This is a genomic window from Streptomyces viridiviolaceus (assembly GCF_014650995.1).
GTDB lineage: Bacteria > Actinomycetota > Actinomycetes > Streptomycetales > Streptomycetaceae > Streptomyces > Streptomyces viridiviolaceus.
Map to the genome: position 1 here is coordinate 1 of NZ_BMWA01000047.1, position 16825 is coordinate 16825.

The 16825-nt window shown below is 67.3% G+C and carries 12 protein-coding genes and 3 pseudogenes; 9 read left to right on the forward strand and 6 right to left on the reverse strand.

The genetic code is table 11. From position 1 onward, the window contains the following. Positions 1 to 2030: 2030 nt before the first annotated feature. Both IE260_RS38975 and IE260_RS43300 read right to left on the reverse strand, forming a co-directional pair. Positions 2031 to 2816 (reverse strand): GNAT family N-acetyltransferase, encoded by a 786-nt coding sequence (locus IE260_RS38975; protein WP_189880676.1) that lies wholly within the window; start codon positions 2814 to 2816, stop codon positions 2031 to 2033. Between the two features lie 189 nt (positions 2817 to 3005). Then, a pseudogene (locus IE260_RS43300) lies at positions 3006 to 3817 on the reverse strand (eCIS core domain-containing protein). Positions 3818 to 4040: 223 nt separating this feature from the next. On the opposite strand from IE260_RS43300, the gene IE260_RS38985 reads away from it, so the two are divergent. After that, complete coding sequence (locus IE260_RS38985) at positions 4041 to 4772, forward strand: hypothetical protein (RefSeq protein ID WP_189880677.1); 732 nt, start codon at positions 4041 to 4043, stop codon at positions 4770 to 4772. A gap of 173 nt (positions 4773 to 4945) precedes the next feature. After that, positions 4946 to 5551 carry a hypothetical protein gene (locus IE260_RS38990; RefSeq protein ID WP_308434743.1) on the forward strand — a complete coding sequence of 202 codons (606 nt, stop codon included), beginning with the start codon at positions 4946 to 4948 and terminating at the stop codon, positions 5549 to 5551. A gap of 37 nt (positions 5552 to 5588) precedes the next feature. Here the strand turns inward: IE260_RS38990 and IE260_RS38995 are convergent. The 3 genes and pseudogenes from IE260_RS38995 to IE260_RS39005 form a co-directional block, all read right to left on the reverse strand. Beyond that, a pseudogene (locus IE260_RS38995) lies at positions 5589 to 5747 on the reverse strand (transposase); the annotation flags it as partial. A 59-nt stretch (positions 5748 to 5806) separates the two neighbouring features. Further along, positions 5807 to 6124, reverse strand: a complete 318-nt coding sequence (locus tag IE260_RS39000) for a protealysin inhibitor emfourin (RefSeq protein ID WP_189880679.1) — start codon at positions 6122 to 6124, stop codon at positions 5807 to 5809. Between the two features lie 74 nt (positions 6125 to 6198). Beyond that, positions 6199 to 7395 (reverse strand): M4 family metallopeptidase, encoded by a 1197-nt coding sequence (locus IE260_RS39005; protein ID WP_189880680.1) that lies wholly within the window; start codon positions 7393 to 7395, stop codon positions 6199 to 6201. Positions 7396 to 8162: 767 nt separating this feature from the next. Here IE260_RS39005 and IE260_RS42725 point away from each other — a divergent pair. The 4 genes and pseudogenes from IE260_RS42725 to IE260_RS39020 form a co-directional block, all read left to right on the forward strand. Further along, positions 8163 to 8360, forward strand: a pseudogene (locus IE260_RS42725) (protease); the annotation flags it as partial. A 163-nt stretch (positions 8361 to 8523) separates the two neighbouring features. After that, entirely contained in the window at positions 8524 to 8919 is a 396-nt protein-coding gene (locus IE260_RS42730) for a S8 family serine peptidase (RefSeq protein WP_268255028.1), read from the forward strand. Continuing rightward, positions 8916 to 9164 carry a hypothetical protein gene (locus tag IE260_RS39015; RefSeq protein WP_189880681.1) on the forward strand — a complete coding sequence of 83 codons (249 nt, stop codon included), beginning with the start codon at positions 8916 to 8918 and terminating at the stop codon, positions 9162 to 9164. The genes IE260_RS42730 and IE260_RS39015 overlap by 4 nt, the downstream gene beginning before the upstream one ends. A gap of 719 nt (positions 9165 to 9883) precedes the next feature. Further along, on the forward strand, positions 9884 to 10999 hold the full coding sequence (locus IE260_RS39020) for a hypothetical protein (RefSeq protein WP_189880682.1): 1116 nt from the start codon (positions 9884 to 9886) through the stop codon (positions 10997 to 10999). On the opposite strand, the gene IE260_RS39025 is transcribed toward IE260_RS39020, so the two are convergent. Beyond that, a complete protein-coding gene (locus tag IE260_RS39025; protein ID WP_189880683.1) occupies positions 10974 to 12425 on the reverse strand; it encodes a Yip1 family protein in 1452 nt (483 codons plus the stop codon). The genes IE260_RS39020 and IE260_RS39025 overlap by 26 nt on opposite strands. 195 nt (positions 12426 to 12620) lie before the next feature. Between IE260_RS39025 and IE260_RS39030 the strand changes: the two genes are divergently transcribed. From IE260_RS39030 to IE260_RS39040, 3 genes are read left to right on the forward strand one after another with little or no spacing between them, the layout of a single operon-like run. After that, positions 12621 to 13016 (forward strand): hypothetical protein, encoded by a 396-nt coding sequence (locus IE260_RS39030; protein WP_189880684.1) that lies wholly within the window; start codon positions 12621 to 12623, stop codon positions 13014 to 13016. Then, positions 13013 to 14923, forward strand: a complete 1911-nt coding sequence (locus IE260_RS39035) for a GMC family oxidoreductase (protein ID WP_189880685.1) — start codon at positions 13013 to 13015, stop codon at positions 14921 to 14923. The genes IE260_RS39030 and IE260_RS39035 overlap by 4 nt, the downstream gene beginning before the upstream one ends. A gap of 47 nt (positions 14924 to 14970) precedes the next feature. Beyond that, positions 14971 to 16824 (forward strand): peroxidase family protein, encoded by a 1854-nt coding sequence (locus IE260_RS39040; RefSeq protein ID WP_189880686.1) that lies wholly within the window; start codon positions 14971 to 14973, stop codon positions 16822 to 16824. Position 16825: the final 1 nt, after the last annotated feature.

Consider the following 16825-nt stretch of genomic DNA (forward strand, 5'->3'; position numbering starts at 1 on the left):
ATCCTGATCGCGGGCCCCCGCAGCAGGTGCTCGGGCTCGCCAGCCCTGGAGCGCAAGGCCCAGCTACCGCTACGAATAGCCAGCCAACGTCACAGGGACACCCACCCCCAGGGACGGCCGTGTGATCAGGGAATCATAGAATCGAACGTGTAAACGATCCTGATCCGACGCGTCTCGTACCTCCGCTTTGACGATCGATCTCTCGCAGGTCATACGGCCAGGCCCGCCGGGCCGGTGCCGGGCGCACGCTGAAGTCAGCGGTTGCACGCCTCCACGTCCGAGCGGCATCCGCATGTGGGACATCCTCGCTGCCGACGGGGGTGATGCAGGCTCGTTCGTCGCTGTATAACTACCAGGTCCGCCCGGGGCGCGAAGCCCCAGGCGGGTCTCCGGCGGTATCGGCTCATGGCTTGCCACTGACGGAGACGCGGACGCGCGGGGAACTCACTGGGGCGGCACCATGCCAGCGCCCGTGCCGGTCCCCGTCCCCGTGCCGGTCCCGGTCCCCGTGCCGGTCCCGGTCCCGGTGCCGGTCCCCGTGCCAGTCCCCGTGTCAGCGCCCGTACCGGTCCCCGCCCCCGTGCCAGTCCCCGTGCCGGTCCCGGTCCCTGTGTCGGTCCCGGTCCCGGTCCCGGTCCCGGTCCCCGTGTCAGCGCCCGTACCGGTCCCCGTCCCCGTGCCAGTCCCGGTCCCGGTCCCGGTCCCGGTCCCCGTGTCAGCGCCCGTACCGGTCCCCGTCCCCGTGCCGGTCCCGGTCCCGGTCCCCGTGTCAGCGCCCGTACCGGTCCCGGTCCCGGTCCCCGTGCCGGCCCCCTGACCGCTTTCCTGGCTGGTCGGGCCGCCAGCGGTGATGTTCGAGCCGATGACGGTCGAACCGATGATGTTGTTGATATTGTTCACCGTTTGGTTCGAGATCTGGGTGATCTGCGTCGGTGGCAGGCCCGCCGCCCGCGCCTGGGCCTGGGCCGCCGCTACGCCTGCCGCCCTTGCCTGCTCCGCGCTGGCGCCTCTGGCGGCTGCGGCCTGGGCGGCATTCGTTCCGGCAGCCACCGCGGCGGCTGCTGCGTTGCCTCCGGCCGCTGTCGCTTGTGTTGCGCCCGCGCAGGCCACAGGGCCTACGGCGACGGAGCCCGAGCCCGGCACGGCTGTCGGCCCGAGACGACCGTCGGCAGTAGTGGTCACAGTCGTCCCCATGGGGGAAAGCGTGAACGTCTGATTAGGGGGAAAGTTGGCGCCTGTCAGAGTGCCCCCTGCCACCTGACAGGTCTGGGTCGGGGCGGCGGAAGCCGGCGCGACGGACATCGCGACCGTCCCTCCGACCAGTGCAACTGTCACGGCCGCACTCCGTGCGATCTTGCCGTTCATGGGTTCCTCCTTCTCGACACTGCGCTTTCCGGGACATCCTGGGCAGCTGGCCATCACCGCGGCGTTGCCCTGCCGTGACGCCGCCGTACCGGGACCGACCACGGCATGCCTCCGGCATCGGTGTGGACCCGGCGGGCATGCGGGCGCTGAGGTAGGGGATGGTCGCACTGTTGCGCGGAGGTGTGAGGGCGGCGAAGGGCAGGGCGATGGGGACCGCGGCGACGAGTCAGCGGCGATGGCGTAGCACGCATCAGGCATGGCTCGGCTGCATGCGGGTCGTGAGAGGGCGGGCCAGGAGCCCGGCCAGACCTCCGGGAAGCCGTCGACGTGCACCAGGAAACGTGCCAAAGCCTCTGCGCCGCCATGTGCGTCCATCCGAAAGATGCGGGAGTCGTAGGGGCCTACGGCACCACTGGGTCGGGTAGACGACCTCGCCAGTGCGCCGGTCGCCGAGTGTGTCACGGCCGCGGCAGGGCCTCGCCTCAGGCCGGAACGCCCCTCCTCACAGGCGGAACTGCTTACGACCTTCCGCTGCACCCTTAACCAACCGGCACCGAGTCCTACCGCTTCCGGGACACCCAGGACATCCTCTTCCCGACCGGATGAGCCCGCGGAGGCCGCTGACCGTCAGCTCCTGTGCGCGGCGGCGAAGCGGGGACGACAGGTCAGCCCACCTTATGGAGATGGACCTGTCGCTCCCTGTCCACGAAGCCGAGCCCCCGATAAAGGCGAATGGCGGGGTCGTCGGGGGCTGCGACGATAACGAGCGTGCGAACGCCCAGGTCGAGCAGCGCTCGCTGGGTGGCATGGTGAAGGACCGCGGAAGCAAGACCTCGGCGACGGAAGTCAGGATGGGTCTCGACGTTCTGGAACCGCGCCAGCCCCGAGCCGACGGCGAACAAGCCGGCGCCGGAACGCAGGTGGCCCTCGACAAAGGCCCCGATCCAGAACCCGTGGCCGGCCTCGCACAAACCGCGGTAGCCCGCGACCCGGCGCTCGGCGAAGCGCCGACTGTCGTCATCCGACGGCAGCCCGTAGCAGGCAAAGTCCAGTTCGAGCACCTGGCACCAATCGACGTCACCAGTCAGCGCACGAATCTCGGCTTGAGGGGTCGCAACCGATGGCACGAGCCAGTCCGCCGTCAACACCGTGTTGACTTCTGCGGTCACTCCAAGCACCTCATGCTCCGACGTCTGCCCCACCAGGCCAGCGACGCCGTCCACACCGAAGGCCCGATACTTCGCCTCCGGGAACTCTGCCTCGAAGAGCGCCGACCATCGGACCGCGTCACCCGGCTGAGGTGAAGCACTGAAGAGGAGAAAGTTCCCCCAGTGAAAACCGGGGTTCGCCGGGGTTCGCACGACCAGATGTGATCCGTGGTCTGTGACTACTGACCCACCCATCTCCAGCAGCATCACATCCGTCCGGAACCCAAGCGAAGCGACCTCCATGCAGCCGAGCATACAAGGGGCCCTCCCAACGCGAGTCAGTCCTGAGAAGCGGTTGCGCTGGGCGAGGCCGCGGCCACCAGCAGACCCCGGCAAGGGCCCTGTCCGATGACCACAGCCACCAGGTCCTCGATCACGGGCCCGACGACCGCAGAAAATTAAGGTGAGGTTCGGATGGTGCGCCTTGTTGATTCAGGTGATTGTGACGGACGGAGAGCACGGTATCCGGTGGGTCGGTAAACCCGTGCCGGATTTCTCCGCCAGTCTCCTCTCCAAATGAGGCTCTTCGATCCTAGAGAAGAAGATCGAGTTCGTGTGGGACACTGCTGTGCCGTTCCCACAGGTGACCAGGCACAAGCTCAGCAGACACCCACTGCCGGTACTCGGTGTCCAGTTCGGCGTCGGAGAGCTGTACCGGATCCCGCGTCGGACGCGGCCGGGTGCCGGTCCCGGCTGAGCGGGTGCCTGCTGTCGTCGGACATGCAGCACGGGTGCGTCATCCGCGCAAGGACGCCCGGAGGGGTCGCGGTGTGTCGCCGCCCTGGGGCGGCTCCGTGCGACCTGGTAGGAGCCCCCGGACACCACCGCGCGTGCGGCGTGGCTCGCCTGCCGGTCCGACGTGTCCGCGGGATCGCTCACCGACAGCGGGCCGGGGACGGCAGACCGCCCGCGCGCCGTCACGCCATCGCCCTGTGCGACATGGGCCAGCTCATGAGCGAGCGTCTCCAGGCCTTTCGCCGACCGCGGATCGAAGGCCCCGCGCGCGAAGACCACGTCGCTCCCCACGGTGTACGCCGTGGCGTCCAACGACCGGGCGGCCTCCTGCGCCGCCTGCCCGTGTGGATCCGCACCCTGGAGAAGTCCGCGCCGAGACGGGCCTCCATCACCGCCCGGACACCGGGCTTCAGCGACACGCCGCCCCGCCCGGACAACACGCGCCCAACGCGCGCACCCGACCCTGCCCCCCGCTCCCGGCGTCGCTCCTGAGCGTGCCCGAACGCCATCACGGACTCCAGCCATCGCCTACACGTCCATCCTCCTACCGCCACATCCCCCGGCACGCCGCAGCGGGTGACGCTGCCGTTCCAGAACCGGGGGCCTGCCACTGGCCACACCTTCCCGGCGACCACCTGTCGAGGTTCGGTGGCGCGTCGCCGGGCGATGGCTGTGGGACGGCTGGGACGATGCCTGAGTCACGCCCCGTTTCGTGCCCACCAGGATGGAACCATGTCCGACCCTGAACTGGATGTCGACGGCATCGCAGTGCTGCGCAACAAAGTGACCATCGGGACGTTCGATCCCGACTGGGTCCCCTTCGCCGGGCAGCTGGAGGTGAACAACAGCACGGAAGGCGGCGGGAACAACAGCCACGCCGTCAACGCGTTCTCCAAGGCAGGAGTAGCGGTCAACGCGACCAGCGCAACCACCTACGGGGTGGTCGCGAGCGGCGGTTTCAAGGCCGCCTGGTTCCGCGGCGACGTCATGGTGGACGGAAAACTGACCAAGACCGCCCTCGAGTTCATCATCGACCACCCTCTGGACCCTGAGGGCAAGTACCTCAGCCATGCTGCCGTCGAGAGCGACGAGATGAAGAACGTCTACGACGGGGAGGTCGTCCTGGACGGGGCCGGGAAAGTTGAGATCTCCCTGCCGGACTGGTTCCAGGCTCTCAATGAGCGATTCCGCTACCAACTCACCGCCGTCGGCCGAGCTGCCCCGAACCTGCACGTGGCCGACGAGCTGGAGGACAACCGGTTCACCATCGCCGGTGGCGAGCCTGGCACACGCGTCTGCTGGCAGGTGACCGGAGTCCGCCACGACCCCTACGCACGCGCCAACCCCCTCCTCGTGGAGAGCTCCAAGGACGAGGCCGCACGCGGCAGCTTCCGGCACCCCGAGGCGCACGGCGTGTCGGACGAGCGGCGGATCGAGCCGCCCTGGGCCGTGCAGAGCCAGTGAGCCTCTTCCCCTCCGCCCTGTGGCCGGCCAGGACCTGCTGGTCCTGGCCTGTCCGTGTGGTGGCCATACCTGTGCGCGGCTCGCTGCGGGCTTCGGCCGGCGGGACACCGCGCACAAGGCGCTGGAGAGACGCGTGGATCACCGGGCTCATGCAGCAGCCTGGATCGGTAGCGGTGGCCGACGATGCCCTGGTTGCTGCGTTCCCGAACCAGCTTGCCAGTGACGTTCGCGTGGTCCTGGCGGTCATGCCGGAGGCCCAGATCGCACCCGTGTCACCGTTCTCGGTGTACGTGGGCGACGAAGTCGTCGCCATTCCGTATCGGATCTATCAGGATGAGCTGCCCGTCGAAGTGGCGCGTGCGCTGACGGAGGCGCAGCAGGGGATCCTGCATTGCCTGTACTCACCGCACAGCGACGGGCTGGTCCGCCAGCGTCACCTGGAGCAGATCGCCAGTTCCGACGAGCCGTGGGCGGTGCCGTTCGTGGTGCAGTTGGCCGGCAAGTACGTCTTGGAGATCCTGGAGTCCATCCAGCGCGTCCTTTCCGATCTGCTCTCCAAGCGATCTGCCCAGCGGCTGGCATACGGAGACTTCATCGCGCGGAATCCGGGGTTCTTCGCGCGGACCGAGCGCCGGGTGGTGAGCTACCGGTCCTACTACTACCGGTGGAAGTTCCTGGTGTTCGGCACGTACCCGGGCTGCCATCTGCTGGAGCTGCTGCGAGCCGCTGCAGCCGACCGCACGGGCAGGCCATGGCCTCGCCACACGCCGTCGGCCTGACGGCGCAGACCGGTTCGTGAGATGAGCACGGTTGCCGTCATTCGGTGAGTGCAAGGTTGTGCAGGTGGGCGATACCGAGCACCGCATGGTGGACGCCGTCGCCGTTCAGTCGGCAGTCGCGAAGGATCTTCCACGTCTTCATGTGGGCGAAGACGTGCTCGACACGGGCCCGGACCTGCTTGTGGGACTTGTTGTGCACGCCACCGTCCGCGGGGGACGGCGGCGCGTGCCTCGATACCTCTCTCCTCCCGCGTCTCACTCCCGCACGGCATGCTCCTTGAGCCACCGCAGCAACGCCGCGAACTCCGGGGACATGTCCCTGTCCGACTGTACAAGGACGGACGAGTGGCCGCCCTCCTCGACCGTGACCGAGTAGCTCATGGCATCCGGTGCGCTCCTGTGGGCCTCCCGGTCTTCCGCGGCCGCCGAAGCCGCTAGGACGGCCGCGTCCACCAGCCGGCACAACTCGGCCGTGGCACTCTCGGGCAGCGCGTCGGTGTCCACCACGTCCGGCGAGAGGCCGGCGCGGACCGGCGCAGCCAGCCCGCCGTGCGTCGCCAAAGTAACCCTCATGACACCTCTCAGCCGTCGACCGCTTCCACTGTTCCCGCAGAGGCACCCGGCGTCGGCCGCCGGGTGCCGCCACGTCAACGGCTGGCCGTCAGGCGTCCCTTGAGCGCGGCCACGTCCCGGCTCAGCTCCTGTACCTGGGCCGTCAGCGACCTGACCGTCGCGAGGGGGTCCCCCTTCTGGCCGGCTGTGCGACTGCGCGCCCTCGCCAGCCCGGCCGAGACCCCGGTGATCGAGATACCGACCTCCTGCCACGCCCCCAGCACGGCCATCTGTTCGGCGCCGCCGGTCTCGTACAGCTCTCCGGCCTTCTGGTACGTGGTGTCCGCGAACTCCTGGAAGCGGGTCTCGCTGTTGGACGCCTTGAGGGCCTCGTACCAGATGAGTCCGGGAGCCTCCCACGAGTACCCGCCGATGGTCGCCGCCGTCAGGTAGAACGCCTTGTTCGGGATGCCCGAGTTGTAGTGCACCCCACCCCAGTCCCCCTCGTAAGTGTCCGGCATGTTGAGGTAGTTGGACATGTGGTCCGGCTGGGGGTCCTTGCCGAACTTCTTAGTGTTCCACGCATGGCCGGGAGCCTTCATCGACCGCAGCGCGTCAGCCTCGACCTGAGGGGTGAAGACCTCACGGCCAATCAGCCAGTCCGCCAGCTCGGCAGTCTGACCCAGCGTCCACTGCTCGACCATCGCCCCGAACACATCCGACATGGACTCGTTCAGGGCTCCGGACTGGTTGTGGTACTCGAGCCCCGCGGTGTGCTCGGTCACCCCGTGCCCCAGTTCATGGGCGACCACGGAGATCGAGCCCGTGAGGTCGGAGAAGATGCGACCGTCGCCGTCACCGAACACCATCTGGCGTCCGTTCCAGAAAGCGTTGGCGAACTCGTAGCCGTAGTGGACGTATCCGTCCAGGCGCATCCCGTGACCGTCGATCGAGTTCCGGGCGAACACCCGCTGGAAGAAGTCCCGGGTCTGGCCGAGCTTGTCGAATGCCCGGTTGACGGAGACGTCGGCCGATTCCGGTCTGTCCTCGGACCGCGCCAGAACCGCGAAGGGCAATGACGTGGTGTTCCGGCAGTCGTAGATCGTCCTGCGCGCGTTACCGGGAGTGGCGACACCGGGGAAGGCTGCTCGGACCGCTCGCTCGCCCCGCAGGTGGGCCGTGGTGAGCAGGGTGTTCAGCGCGGCCTGGCGGACCTCGCCGTCATCGCTCTTCAGCAGTCTTTCGAGCAGATACGGAGGGGTTATGCACTGGTGCCGAAGTTCGCTGGTCATCGATGTACTCCGTGACGTGGGGGTCTGTTCCTCGCCGCGAGGGCGGCTGGCCCCGCACGCGGTCCGCCCACGCCGGACGGGCGCATTCGTCCAGGACCGGCCGGGGCTGTACGCCGCTGGCCCGGCAACCGTTTCATCCATCGCGGCGTCATGGCGAGAAACGTCTCATATGTCCATAATTGCACGTTCCGGGTTCGACGCCACATTGCCTTTGCCGGTGCGGAGCGGCCTCACAATTGCGCCTTCACACACCACGCCCGACGGTTGAATTCGCGCACCCCGCACGTCTCCAGATCGGCCGTCAGCTCCGCCTCGCCGGCCGCCCCGCCCTACGAACCGGGGCGGGGTGGTCAGGAATCTCGTCGGTCGAGCGCGTCAGGAGCTGAGGCTGCCTACGCGGCAGAACTCCTCCAGCGCCCCTGTCGGTACTCTTCGACGATCTCGGCGTCGCCATCGTTCCCGCGCAGCCTGACCAGCGCCACGCGCTGGTGACCACGGCGGAGGCGGAGGCGAACATCATCGCGGCGGAGCCGGAGCGTGTGGCGTATGCCTCGGTGATCACCGAGGCATAGCGCACACTAACCGGTTTCTATCCGACCTACGGCAGCCACGAGAGTGAGGTCGACCAGCACACCAGGGCCCAGGTCGCCGCCACGCTGAGTCCGGCCTGGGACGAGCACCAGATAACCTGGGGCCTTCAGGCTACCCGGGCCAACTGGTCCCTGCTGACCGGCCGCAGCGTGAAGGTCGCCGTCCTGGACACCGGCGTGGACACCGACCACCCGGACCTGGTCGGCTGCATCGAGGAGCCGGCCTCCTTCGTCCCCGGACAGAGCGCGGAGTACGGCCACGGGCACGGCACGCACTGTGTCGGCACCGTGGCGGGACCGGCCGACCCCGAGCATGCCGTCCGCTATGTAGTGGCCGGTGGGGCCCGGGTGCTCGCGGGCAAGGTGCTCAACAACCGCGGAAGGGGCCCCGACGGACAGATCTTGGCGGGCATCGCGTGGGCGGTGTCGCGGGGGCGCTCGGGTGATGTCCATGTCCCTCGGCTCTCTGGTCGATCCGGGCGAGCTATTCCCCCAGACCTAAGAGACCGTGGCCCTGCGCGCGCTGCAAGGCGGCACGGTGATCATCGCTGCGGCGGGGAACAGCAGCCGCCGGCCCGGATTCGTCGCGCCCGTCGAGCGGCCCGCCAACTGCCCGTCCATCCTGTCCGTGGCCGCGCTCGGCAAGGACCTGGCGACCGCGTGGTTCTCCTGCGGAGGCATCAACGGCTCGGGCGGTGAGGTGAACATCGCGGCGCCCGGCGTCGAGGTCTTCTCGGCCGCTCCGGACGGAACGTACGCGACGATGGACGGCACCAGCATGGCCACGCCACACGTTGCCGGTGTCCTCGCACTGCTCGCCGAAGCGCGTCCCGAGGCCTCCGCAGCCGAACTCAGCGCCCAACTGCAGTCCATGGCCCATCCGATGCCGCAGCCGACCCGGGACGTCGGCGCAGGTCTGCTCCAGGCCCCGTGAACCAGGAACCGGGCTCCGTACCGGTCGGGGTCATCGTGGTCGTCGACCCCGGCCGGTACGCGCAGACGGTCGACGCCGCGCGCCAAGTCGGCTTGGCGGTCGTCAGCGAGCAGCCCATACTCGGCTCGCTGTCCGAAACCATCGCCGAGAACCGGATTCTGCTACTGGAGGCCGTCGACGGCGTGGAGTCGGTCGACCGCGAGCGGATCATCCGGCTCCCTCCACCCTACTCCTCGCCCCAGTAGCTCACGCGGATCCTCGGCAGCGCGGCTGCCCGGCGCCCCGCAGATGCGTGGCGGTGTGTCAGCAGCAGCGCGGCTGAAGGGCGGCGCTCGCGGCCGAGTCACCGGCCGCCTTCCGAAAGGAACACCACCGTCACCACCGTCAGGCGCGTTGCCGTTTGCGGGAAGCGCCGAACGGGTGAAGAGTGGTTGTTGTGGCGGACCTTGCCTCATACGAAACCGAGGGACCGCCTCAAGGAATGCTGTCGCAAAGAACAAAGCAATACAATGCGACGCAGAGCCCATCTGGATCCATGATGGCCAGAGCTACTCGACGACACCTCTTCCACTTGACCAGCGCATCCGCCCTGGCCGCAGCGCTCGCGTTGCCCGCGGGTCCGGTGACTGCGATGTCGGCGCCTCAGGTCGGTGGCGAGGCCAGGGCGGACTTGCCCGTTCAGCCGACGCCGCCTCCCCCTGAGCCGCCGTCGCCGACACCACCTGCCCCTGAGCCGCCGTCGCCGACACCACCTGCCCCTGAGCCGCCGTCGCCGACACCACCTCCCCCCGAGACTCCCTCTCCGACGCCGCCTCCCCCTGAGCCGCCGTCGCCGACACCACCTCCCCCATCCACAACGGGCGGGACCGCGGATCCGACCGATACGCCGACGAACGGCGATACGTCGGGCACCGAGGAGCCGCCCAGTCCCAGCGCAAGCGGTACATCGGCGTCCCAGGCCCTGATGCGGCAGGAGGAAGAGAGCAATGAGGTCACGGAAGACCTGCAGCAGGAGAGGGAAGAAGTGCCCGAGGAGCTGGTCCCGAGCGTGGAGCAACTGACCACCAGCCTACGGGCAGTGCAGGACCCGCAGACATCGACGCAAGAGCGTGACGGGGTCATCAGGATCGCACAGGACGTGAGCTCCGCACTGGAGGTGGTCGGCGATCCCGAGACACCTCGTGCGCTGCGGGCACAGTTGGCGGGGCTTGTGCACCAGGTAACCTCCACGCTGGAGGCAGCGAACACCCCTGGGCTACAGCCCGAGGAGCGGCGCACGGTCATCTGGATCGCGGAGCGATCTGCATCCGCCCTCGGCGTGATCGGCGACCGCGAGACGCCGCAGGAGCTGCGGGAACAGCTGGCCGGAACCGTGAAGAACGTGGGCTCCGCCGTGACCCGTGCGGCAAACGCCCATGATGCGATGGTCCTTGAGAACGCGAGGCCGTTCGGGACCGCGATGGCCACGATCAGCGACCCGAACGCACCCGACGAGGGGCGGAGGGAACTCGCGCAGACGACAGACGACGGGCGGAAGGAACTCGCGCAGACCACACACGAGGCCAGTTCGTCGCTGGAAGAGGCAGGCGATCCCAGGCTGTCGGACGAGGAACGAGACGAAGCACGGAAAGAGTTGGAAGAGCAGATCGATCGGATGGAAAAGCAGCTGGAGGAAGTCGCCTCGGCTCAGGGTCTGCCGGACGTACAACTCGGCAAGGCGGCCGAAGTCTGCACCAATTCCCTCTTCGATTCCGTCCCGGATGGAACACTCACCGGGAATCTGAAGAGTCTGCTTCCCGAGGAATGGAACACGGAAGGTGTCAAGGACTTCTGGAAGTCCGAAGAGAAAGGAAACGACTTCCTCGACGTCCTCACTCAGTTGCGTAACAACGAGTTCGCCGACGCCCCGCTGGAAATCAACCGACTCATCCCCAAACTCGCCGATGCAGTACCGGCAAGCGAACTCTTCGGGATCACAGGAAGTCCGGCGCTTTATTGCCTGCGGGCGGCTTGGCAGCTCGATCAGGACCTGGGGATCAGATCAGGAACCTGGGTCAAGAAGGCCGAAGAGAAGATGTAGACCTCAGTAGTTCCGCCACGGACACCTCCGAAGAACTCTCAATCGTCGAAATGCCGAATCTGTCCACTTCTCTCGACTCTTCCGCAAAATCGACCCCCTTGCCTCTGAAGTCGTACGAGGAAATGGAGTACACCGGGGCCACTTTTGGAGACCAGGTCGCCAGTACGTGACGCGGTTTACGCGTCACGTTCACCAGGTTGTTGTTGTGACGCACCGCGCCGAAGTATACGAGTTCTTCCGGGCAGTTCCTACGACAGTAGGACCGTCCTTCCTTTTTTTTCCACGATGGGTGCGGTTTTCTGAACTTCTTCACGTCGATGCGCCCCCGATCCTTCCTCATATATACGATCTGCAGGTCGACGTGCAGCAGGTCGTACTTGACATTCATGGGGATCTGAAACACGTGCTCCCGAGTGTCCTCCTGCCCGCTTTCCAGTACTGTGCCGGGTCTATAGAACCTCCCGCTACTTATGGAAGAAAATGCGATCTGATCGATGTGGCGTTCAGCCTCATCCTCCCGGTCCTCATCAAGGCCCTTCTTCCACTCTTTCTCCACCGAGGTCCCCTGCTCGGAATATTTGGCAGTTCTGCCGTAGACTGTGAAGTCATCGATGATGACGTACACGGAAACCTCTCCGGTGTTCTTTACAGAGAGTTTCAGTGGGACCTGGAGGAAGGGTTGCCCACGGTCTTCCCGCGCCTTTCCGAATTCTGCCTTCAGAGAGAAACGCATGGGGGCCACTGTGGGTTGGTACATGGTTGAGTACGCCAGGCTGAGAGCAGTCAGCAGTGCTGATGCGAACACTCCAGCCGCGAATCTCTTGGGTTGCGGAACTCCCCTCCAGGATTTCTCCCGTACCAGCACGAAGATTGCCCACACGGACCAGCACCAGAGAGGCATGAAAGCCAGCATGTAGCGGGTGTATTCTCTCTCTTCGAGCCACATCAGAAGCAGAAGGCTGTCAATGGCCAGCGATATGAGCACACCGAGCAGGACGATCGCCCCGGATATTCTTGACTGCCGCCTTCCCCAGTAGTCGAGGACCGAGATCGCTGCCGCGACCTGCGCCAGACCGGACAGGACCAACAGAGCCCCGGTTATCCGTTGCGCAAAAGTCAGAGCGCCGGACGCGTCCGGCCATCCGATCACTCCGTTGAGGACCGCGGAGGCGAGCAGTCCCACCGTCATCAGGACGATGGTCGCGTACCTTCTCCAGGCCCGGTCGGGCCAGGTACCGCTGTCCCCTCCGCGCCAGCACACGGATGCCGCATCCTCCACATCCACGTCCGGGTAGCCGAGGCGGTCGAGCATTCTTCGGAGCTCACGCAGCGACCAGGCGCTGCCCGCGTTCTCACCGCCCACGGTGACCCGGCGCAGACCACGACCGTCCGGTGCCTCGACAACAACCCATGGACGGATGCTCATGAAGCCAGCCTCGGCCTGGGAACAGAACCGCGCATGCGGAATTGCTCCGTGCGGACCGCGCTGTCCGCCAGCCCGCCCTCCAGATGCGGGTGAGCAGTTGGTCCCATACCGTGGAGTTGGAGCGCGCCCCTCTCCCGTGTCGTTCGCAGTGCGGCTGTCGATCAGATCACCGCGAGAATCACCACAGGAGACTTCATGGCCACGGTTCCACCAGCCACCCGCCCTGGCTCGGTATGCGTCCTGATCGGCATCAGACTCTTCAACGGAGCCGCCGGTCTGCTGGCACCCGAGCTGCTCATCCGCCGGTTCGACCCCGCACGTGAGCCGCCGAGTCCGTTTGCCGTGTACGCCTTCCGGCTCTTCCGCATCCGTACGGTCCTGCTCGGTCTCGATCTGCTGAGCCACAGCGACGATCGCCTACGGGCGGACCTGCGCGAGGGCATACTGATCCACGGCAGTGACACCGCGACGGCGGCCACGCTCGGTCTTCACAGGCACGTCCCGCCGCGCACCGCGGTCCTGACCACGCTCATCTCGGCCGTCAATACCGCCTTGGCCAACAGTGCCAGTGCCTCGCTCGCCAACCCATGAACGCGCAGTCCAGTGCTGCTCCCCTGGCCGAGACGGGCTTCGACTACATCGTGGACGGCGCCGGCGCGGGTGGCGGACCGCTGGCCGCCAACCTCGCCCTTGCGGGGATGCGCACCCTGCTCCTCGACGTCGGCGGCTGCGACGAGAACGACAACTACCTGGTGCCCGCGTTCCACGCCGATGCCTCCGAGGACCCCATCCAGTGCTGGAACTACTTCGTACGGCACTACGCCGACGAGCAGCGGCACCGACGCGACAGCAAGCTCGTAGGGGACAAGGGCATCCTCTACCCGCGCGCCGGGACGGTCGGCGGGTGCACCGCGCACCACGCGCTGATCACCGTCTACCCGTACAACCGCGACTGGGACGCCATAGCCGAGGAGACCGGCGACGCGACCTGGCACAGCGCGGTCATGCGCCGGTACTTCGAACGGCTGGAACGCTGTACCTACCGGCCAAGGCCCAAGGCGCCGCCCGTCAACCCGCTGCTGGCCGCGTTGCTCCGGGTCCTGCCCGTCGTGGCGGCCCGGTACCGCAATGACGCCCGGCACGGATTCGACGGTTGGCTGCCCACCGCCCTCGCCGACCACGAACTCGCCGTTCAGCACTCACAGTTGCTCAAGGTCATCCTCTCCGCCGCGCAGGACACGCTGGCCGACTTCCGCGGCCGGCCGCTGTCCCCCCTCGAGGGGTTCGGCTCCCTCGTCGACCCCAACGACTGGCGGTTGCAGACGCACGCGCTGCAAGGGCTGTGGCAGATCCCCGTCTCCACCGCGGCCGGCCGTCGCAGCGCCGTACGAGAACGTGTCCAGGCGGTGCAGCGCGCTCATCCGGATCGCCTGGTGGTCCGTAACCACGCGCTGACCGCCCGGATCGTGCTGGACGAGGACCACACGGCCACCGGCGTCGACTACCTGGACGAGGCGCACGCCTACCGGGCCGATCCCGGCAGCCGGCCCGGCACCGGGCCACTGGTGCCGCGCCTGGTCCTCGCCTCCCGCGAGATGATCCTGGCCGCCGGCGTCTTCAACACACCCCAGCTGCTGATGCTCTCCGGCATCGGACCACCTGAGGAACTGCGGCGGCACGGCATCCCCGTGCGGGTCGGCCTGCACGGGGTGGGTGCGCATCTCCAGGACCGGTACGAAATCGGCGTGGTCAGCCGCATGGACCGCGGCTTCCCGGGCATCAAGGACTGCGACTTCCACGCTCCGAAGCCCGGAGTTGAACCGGACCGCTGCTACTGGGCCTGGCAGCAGGGCGAGGGCCTCTACACCACCAACGGCGCCGTCCTCGGCGTCACCCGCAAGTCACGCCCGGCCCTGGACACCCCCGACCTGTTCATCTTCGGTGGCCCCTTCGACTTCCGGGGATACCGCCCCGGCTACCCCCTCGACCTGACACACCACAAGGACCGCTTCACCTGGGCCATCCTTAAAAGTCGCACCCACAACAGGGGAGGCCGCGTCCGGCTGCGCTCGGCCGACCCACGGGACACGCCACTGGTCAACTTCCATTACTTCACGGAGGGAACGGACAAGGACGGTCTGGATCTCGAGGCGATGGCCGACGCCGTCGAGTTCGTGCGCACGATGAACCGCAGGGCCGGCTCTGCGGTTTGCCCGGAGTTGTGGCCTGGCGAGGACGTCGACGACCGCGACGCCGTCCGAAGTTTCGTCCAGGACGAGGCTTGGGGCCATCATGCGTCCTGTAGCTGCCGGATGGGACGCCCCGATGATCCCTCAGCGGTGGTCGACAGCGCCTTCCGGGTATGCAGGGTGCACCGCCTGCGGATAGTCGACGCCTCAGTCTTCCCGCGCATTCCCGGCTTCTTCGTCGCCGCCCCCATCTACATGATCAGCGAGAAGGCCAGCGACGTGATCCTCTCCGACGCAGCCCGCACCTGACCGAGCTGCTATGCGATACGACCAGGAGCCACTCGAGGAGCATCTCCATGAGCAAGCACCGACACGCCGCACGGCGTTCCCCGGCCGGATACCGCACGTCACTCCCCTGGCGGGTCATCACCGGTGCCGCCCAGTACATCGACCGCCGAATCGGCTGGGACAGACTGCCCGTAGTGGCGGGCCTGCTGACGCTCCTCGGTCTGCGCGTCAGGCTCCGGCAGAAAAACCTGTATGGCACCAGCCATCTGCCCGCGATCAACCAGCCCGAGCCGGCACCCTCCTCCGCGAGCCACCAGGTTAACCGGACCACCGACGGCAGCCACAACGACCTCGGCGAGCCCCGCATGGGCATGGCGGGGACCCGCTTCGGCCGGAATATCCCGCTGGAGACCATCGCCCCCGCCGCGCCCGAGGACGTACTGTCACGGCCCAATCCGCGTGAGGTCAGCCGCACGCTGCTCTCCCGCGACGAGCTGGTCCCCGCTGAATCCGTCAACTCCCTGGTCGCCGCCTGGCTCCAGTTCATGGTCCGAGACTGGTTCAGCCATGGTACGAGCCCGACGGACCGGCCCTGGGAGGTTCCCCTGATGGAGGACGACCCGTGGCCGGAACGCCCCATGAAGATCATGCGAGCCCCGGTCGACCCGACCCGCGACCCGCAGGCGCCCGCCGACACGCCGGACACCCGAGTCAATGTGTCCTCGCACTGGTGGGACGCGTCCCAGATCTACGGCAGGAACGAGGCCGAGCAGCACCAGTTGCGCACCGGCGAACTGGGCAAGCTGCGCCTGTGGGACGACGAGCGGCCTCCCGTCCCGGCCGATCCCTCCCAGGACCCCACGCGCGTTCCCGGCTTCTGGCTGGGCCTCGCCATGATGCAGGATCTGTTCACCCGGGAGCACAACGCTATCTGCGACCACCTGCACGTCGCCTATCCGTCCTGGGGCGACGAGGAACTGTTCCAGCGTGCCCGGCTCGTTAACGCAGCGCTTCTCGCGAAGGTCCACACCGTGGAGTGGACACCGGCCGTGATCAGCCATCCCACCACTGTCAAGGCGCTGCGCGCCAACTGGTGGGGCCTCGCGGGCGAACGGGTCCACAAGCTCTTCGGCCGCGTCAGCGACAGCGAGGTCATCAGCGGAATCCCCGGCGGTGAGACGGACCACTACGGCGTCCCGTACGCGCTCACGGAGGAGTTCGTGGCGGTCTACCGCATGCACCCGCTCGTCCGCGACGACTGGCACCTGCGCTCCGTCGCCGACGACACGACCCTGCGCCACTGCACCCTGCGTGACATCTCGGGCCCGGAAGCGTTGAAGTTCCTGGAGACCACGCAGAGGGCCGACCTGCTCTACAGCTTCGGCACGCTGCCCCCTGGACTGGTCACCCTGCACAACTTCCCCAGGTTCCTGCAGGAGTTCGAACGCCCGGATGGACATCTGCAGGACCTCGCCGCCACCGACATCCTGCGCTCCCGGGAGCTGGGGGTGCCCCGCTACAACGAGTTCCGGCGACTGCTCCGCCTCAAGCCCGCGAAGAGCTTCACGGAGCTGGCGCACGATCCGGCGTGGGCCGAGCAGATCGAGCAACTCTACGACGGCGATATCGAGAAGGTCGACCTGATGGTCGGGCTGTACGCGGAGAAGCTGCCGACCGGATTCGCCTTCAGCGACACGGCGTTCCGCATCTTCATCCTGATGGCTTCGCGCCGACTGAACAGTGACCGCTTCTTCACGGCGTACTACACCCCCGAGGTCTATTCGAAGGCCGGCATGGCCTGGATCGACGACAACAGCATGGTCACCGTCCTGCTGCGCCACTACCCCGCGCTTCGTACGTCCCTTTCCGGGCTGACCAACGCCTTCGTACCGTGGCACAGCGCTGCACGTGAGGAGACCTGAG

Excerpts from the sequence above, each read along its gene's own strand:
- IE260_RS38975 (WP_189880676.1), bottom strand. The coding sequence starts at position 2,816 with ATGGAGGTCGCTTCGCTTGGGTTCCGGACGGATGTGATGCTGCTGGAG.
- IE260_RS38985 (WP_189880677.1), top strand. The coding sequence starts at position 4,041 with ATGTCCGACCCTGAACTGGATGTCGACGGCATCGCAGTGCTGCGCAAC.
- IE260_RS39000 (WP_189880679.1), bottom strand. The coding sequence starts at position 6,124 with ATGAGGGTTACTTTGGCGACGCACGGCGGGCTGGCTGCGCCGGTCCGC.
- IE260_RS39005 (WP_189880680.1), bottom strand. The coding sequence starts at position 7,395 with ATGACCAGCGAACTTCGGCACCAGTGCATAACCCCTCCGTATCTGCTC.
- IE260_RS39020 (WP_189880682.1), top strand. The coding sequence starts at position 9,884 with ATGCGGCAGGAGGAAGAGAGCAATGAGGTCACGGAAGACCTGCAGCAG.
- IE260_RS39025 (WP_189880683.1), bottom strand. The coding sequence starts at position 12,425 with ATGAGCATCCGTCCATGGGTTGTTGTCGAGGCACCGGACGGTCGTGGT.
- IE260_RS39030 (WP_189880684.1), top strand. The coding sequence starts at position 12,621 with ATGGCCACGGTTCCACCAGCCACCCGCCCTGGCTCGGTATGCGTCCTG.
- IE260_RS39035 (WP_189880685.1), top strand. The coding sequence starts at position 13,013 with ATGAACGCGCAGTCCAGTGCTGCTCCCCTGGCCGAGACGGGCTTCGAC.
- IE260_RS39040 (WP_189880686.1), top strand. The coding sequence starts at position 14,971 with ATGAGCAAGCACCGACACGCCGCACGGCGTTCCCCGGCCGGATACCGC.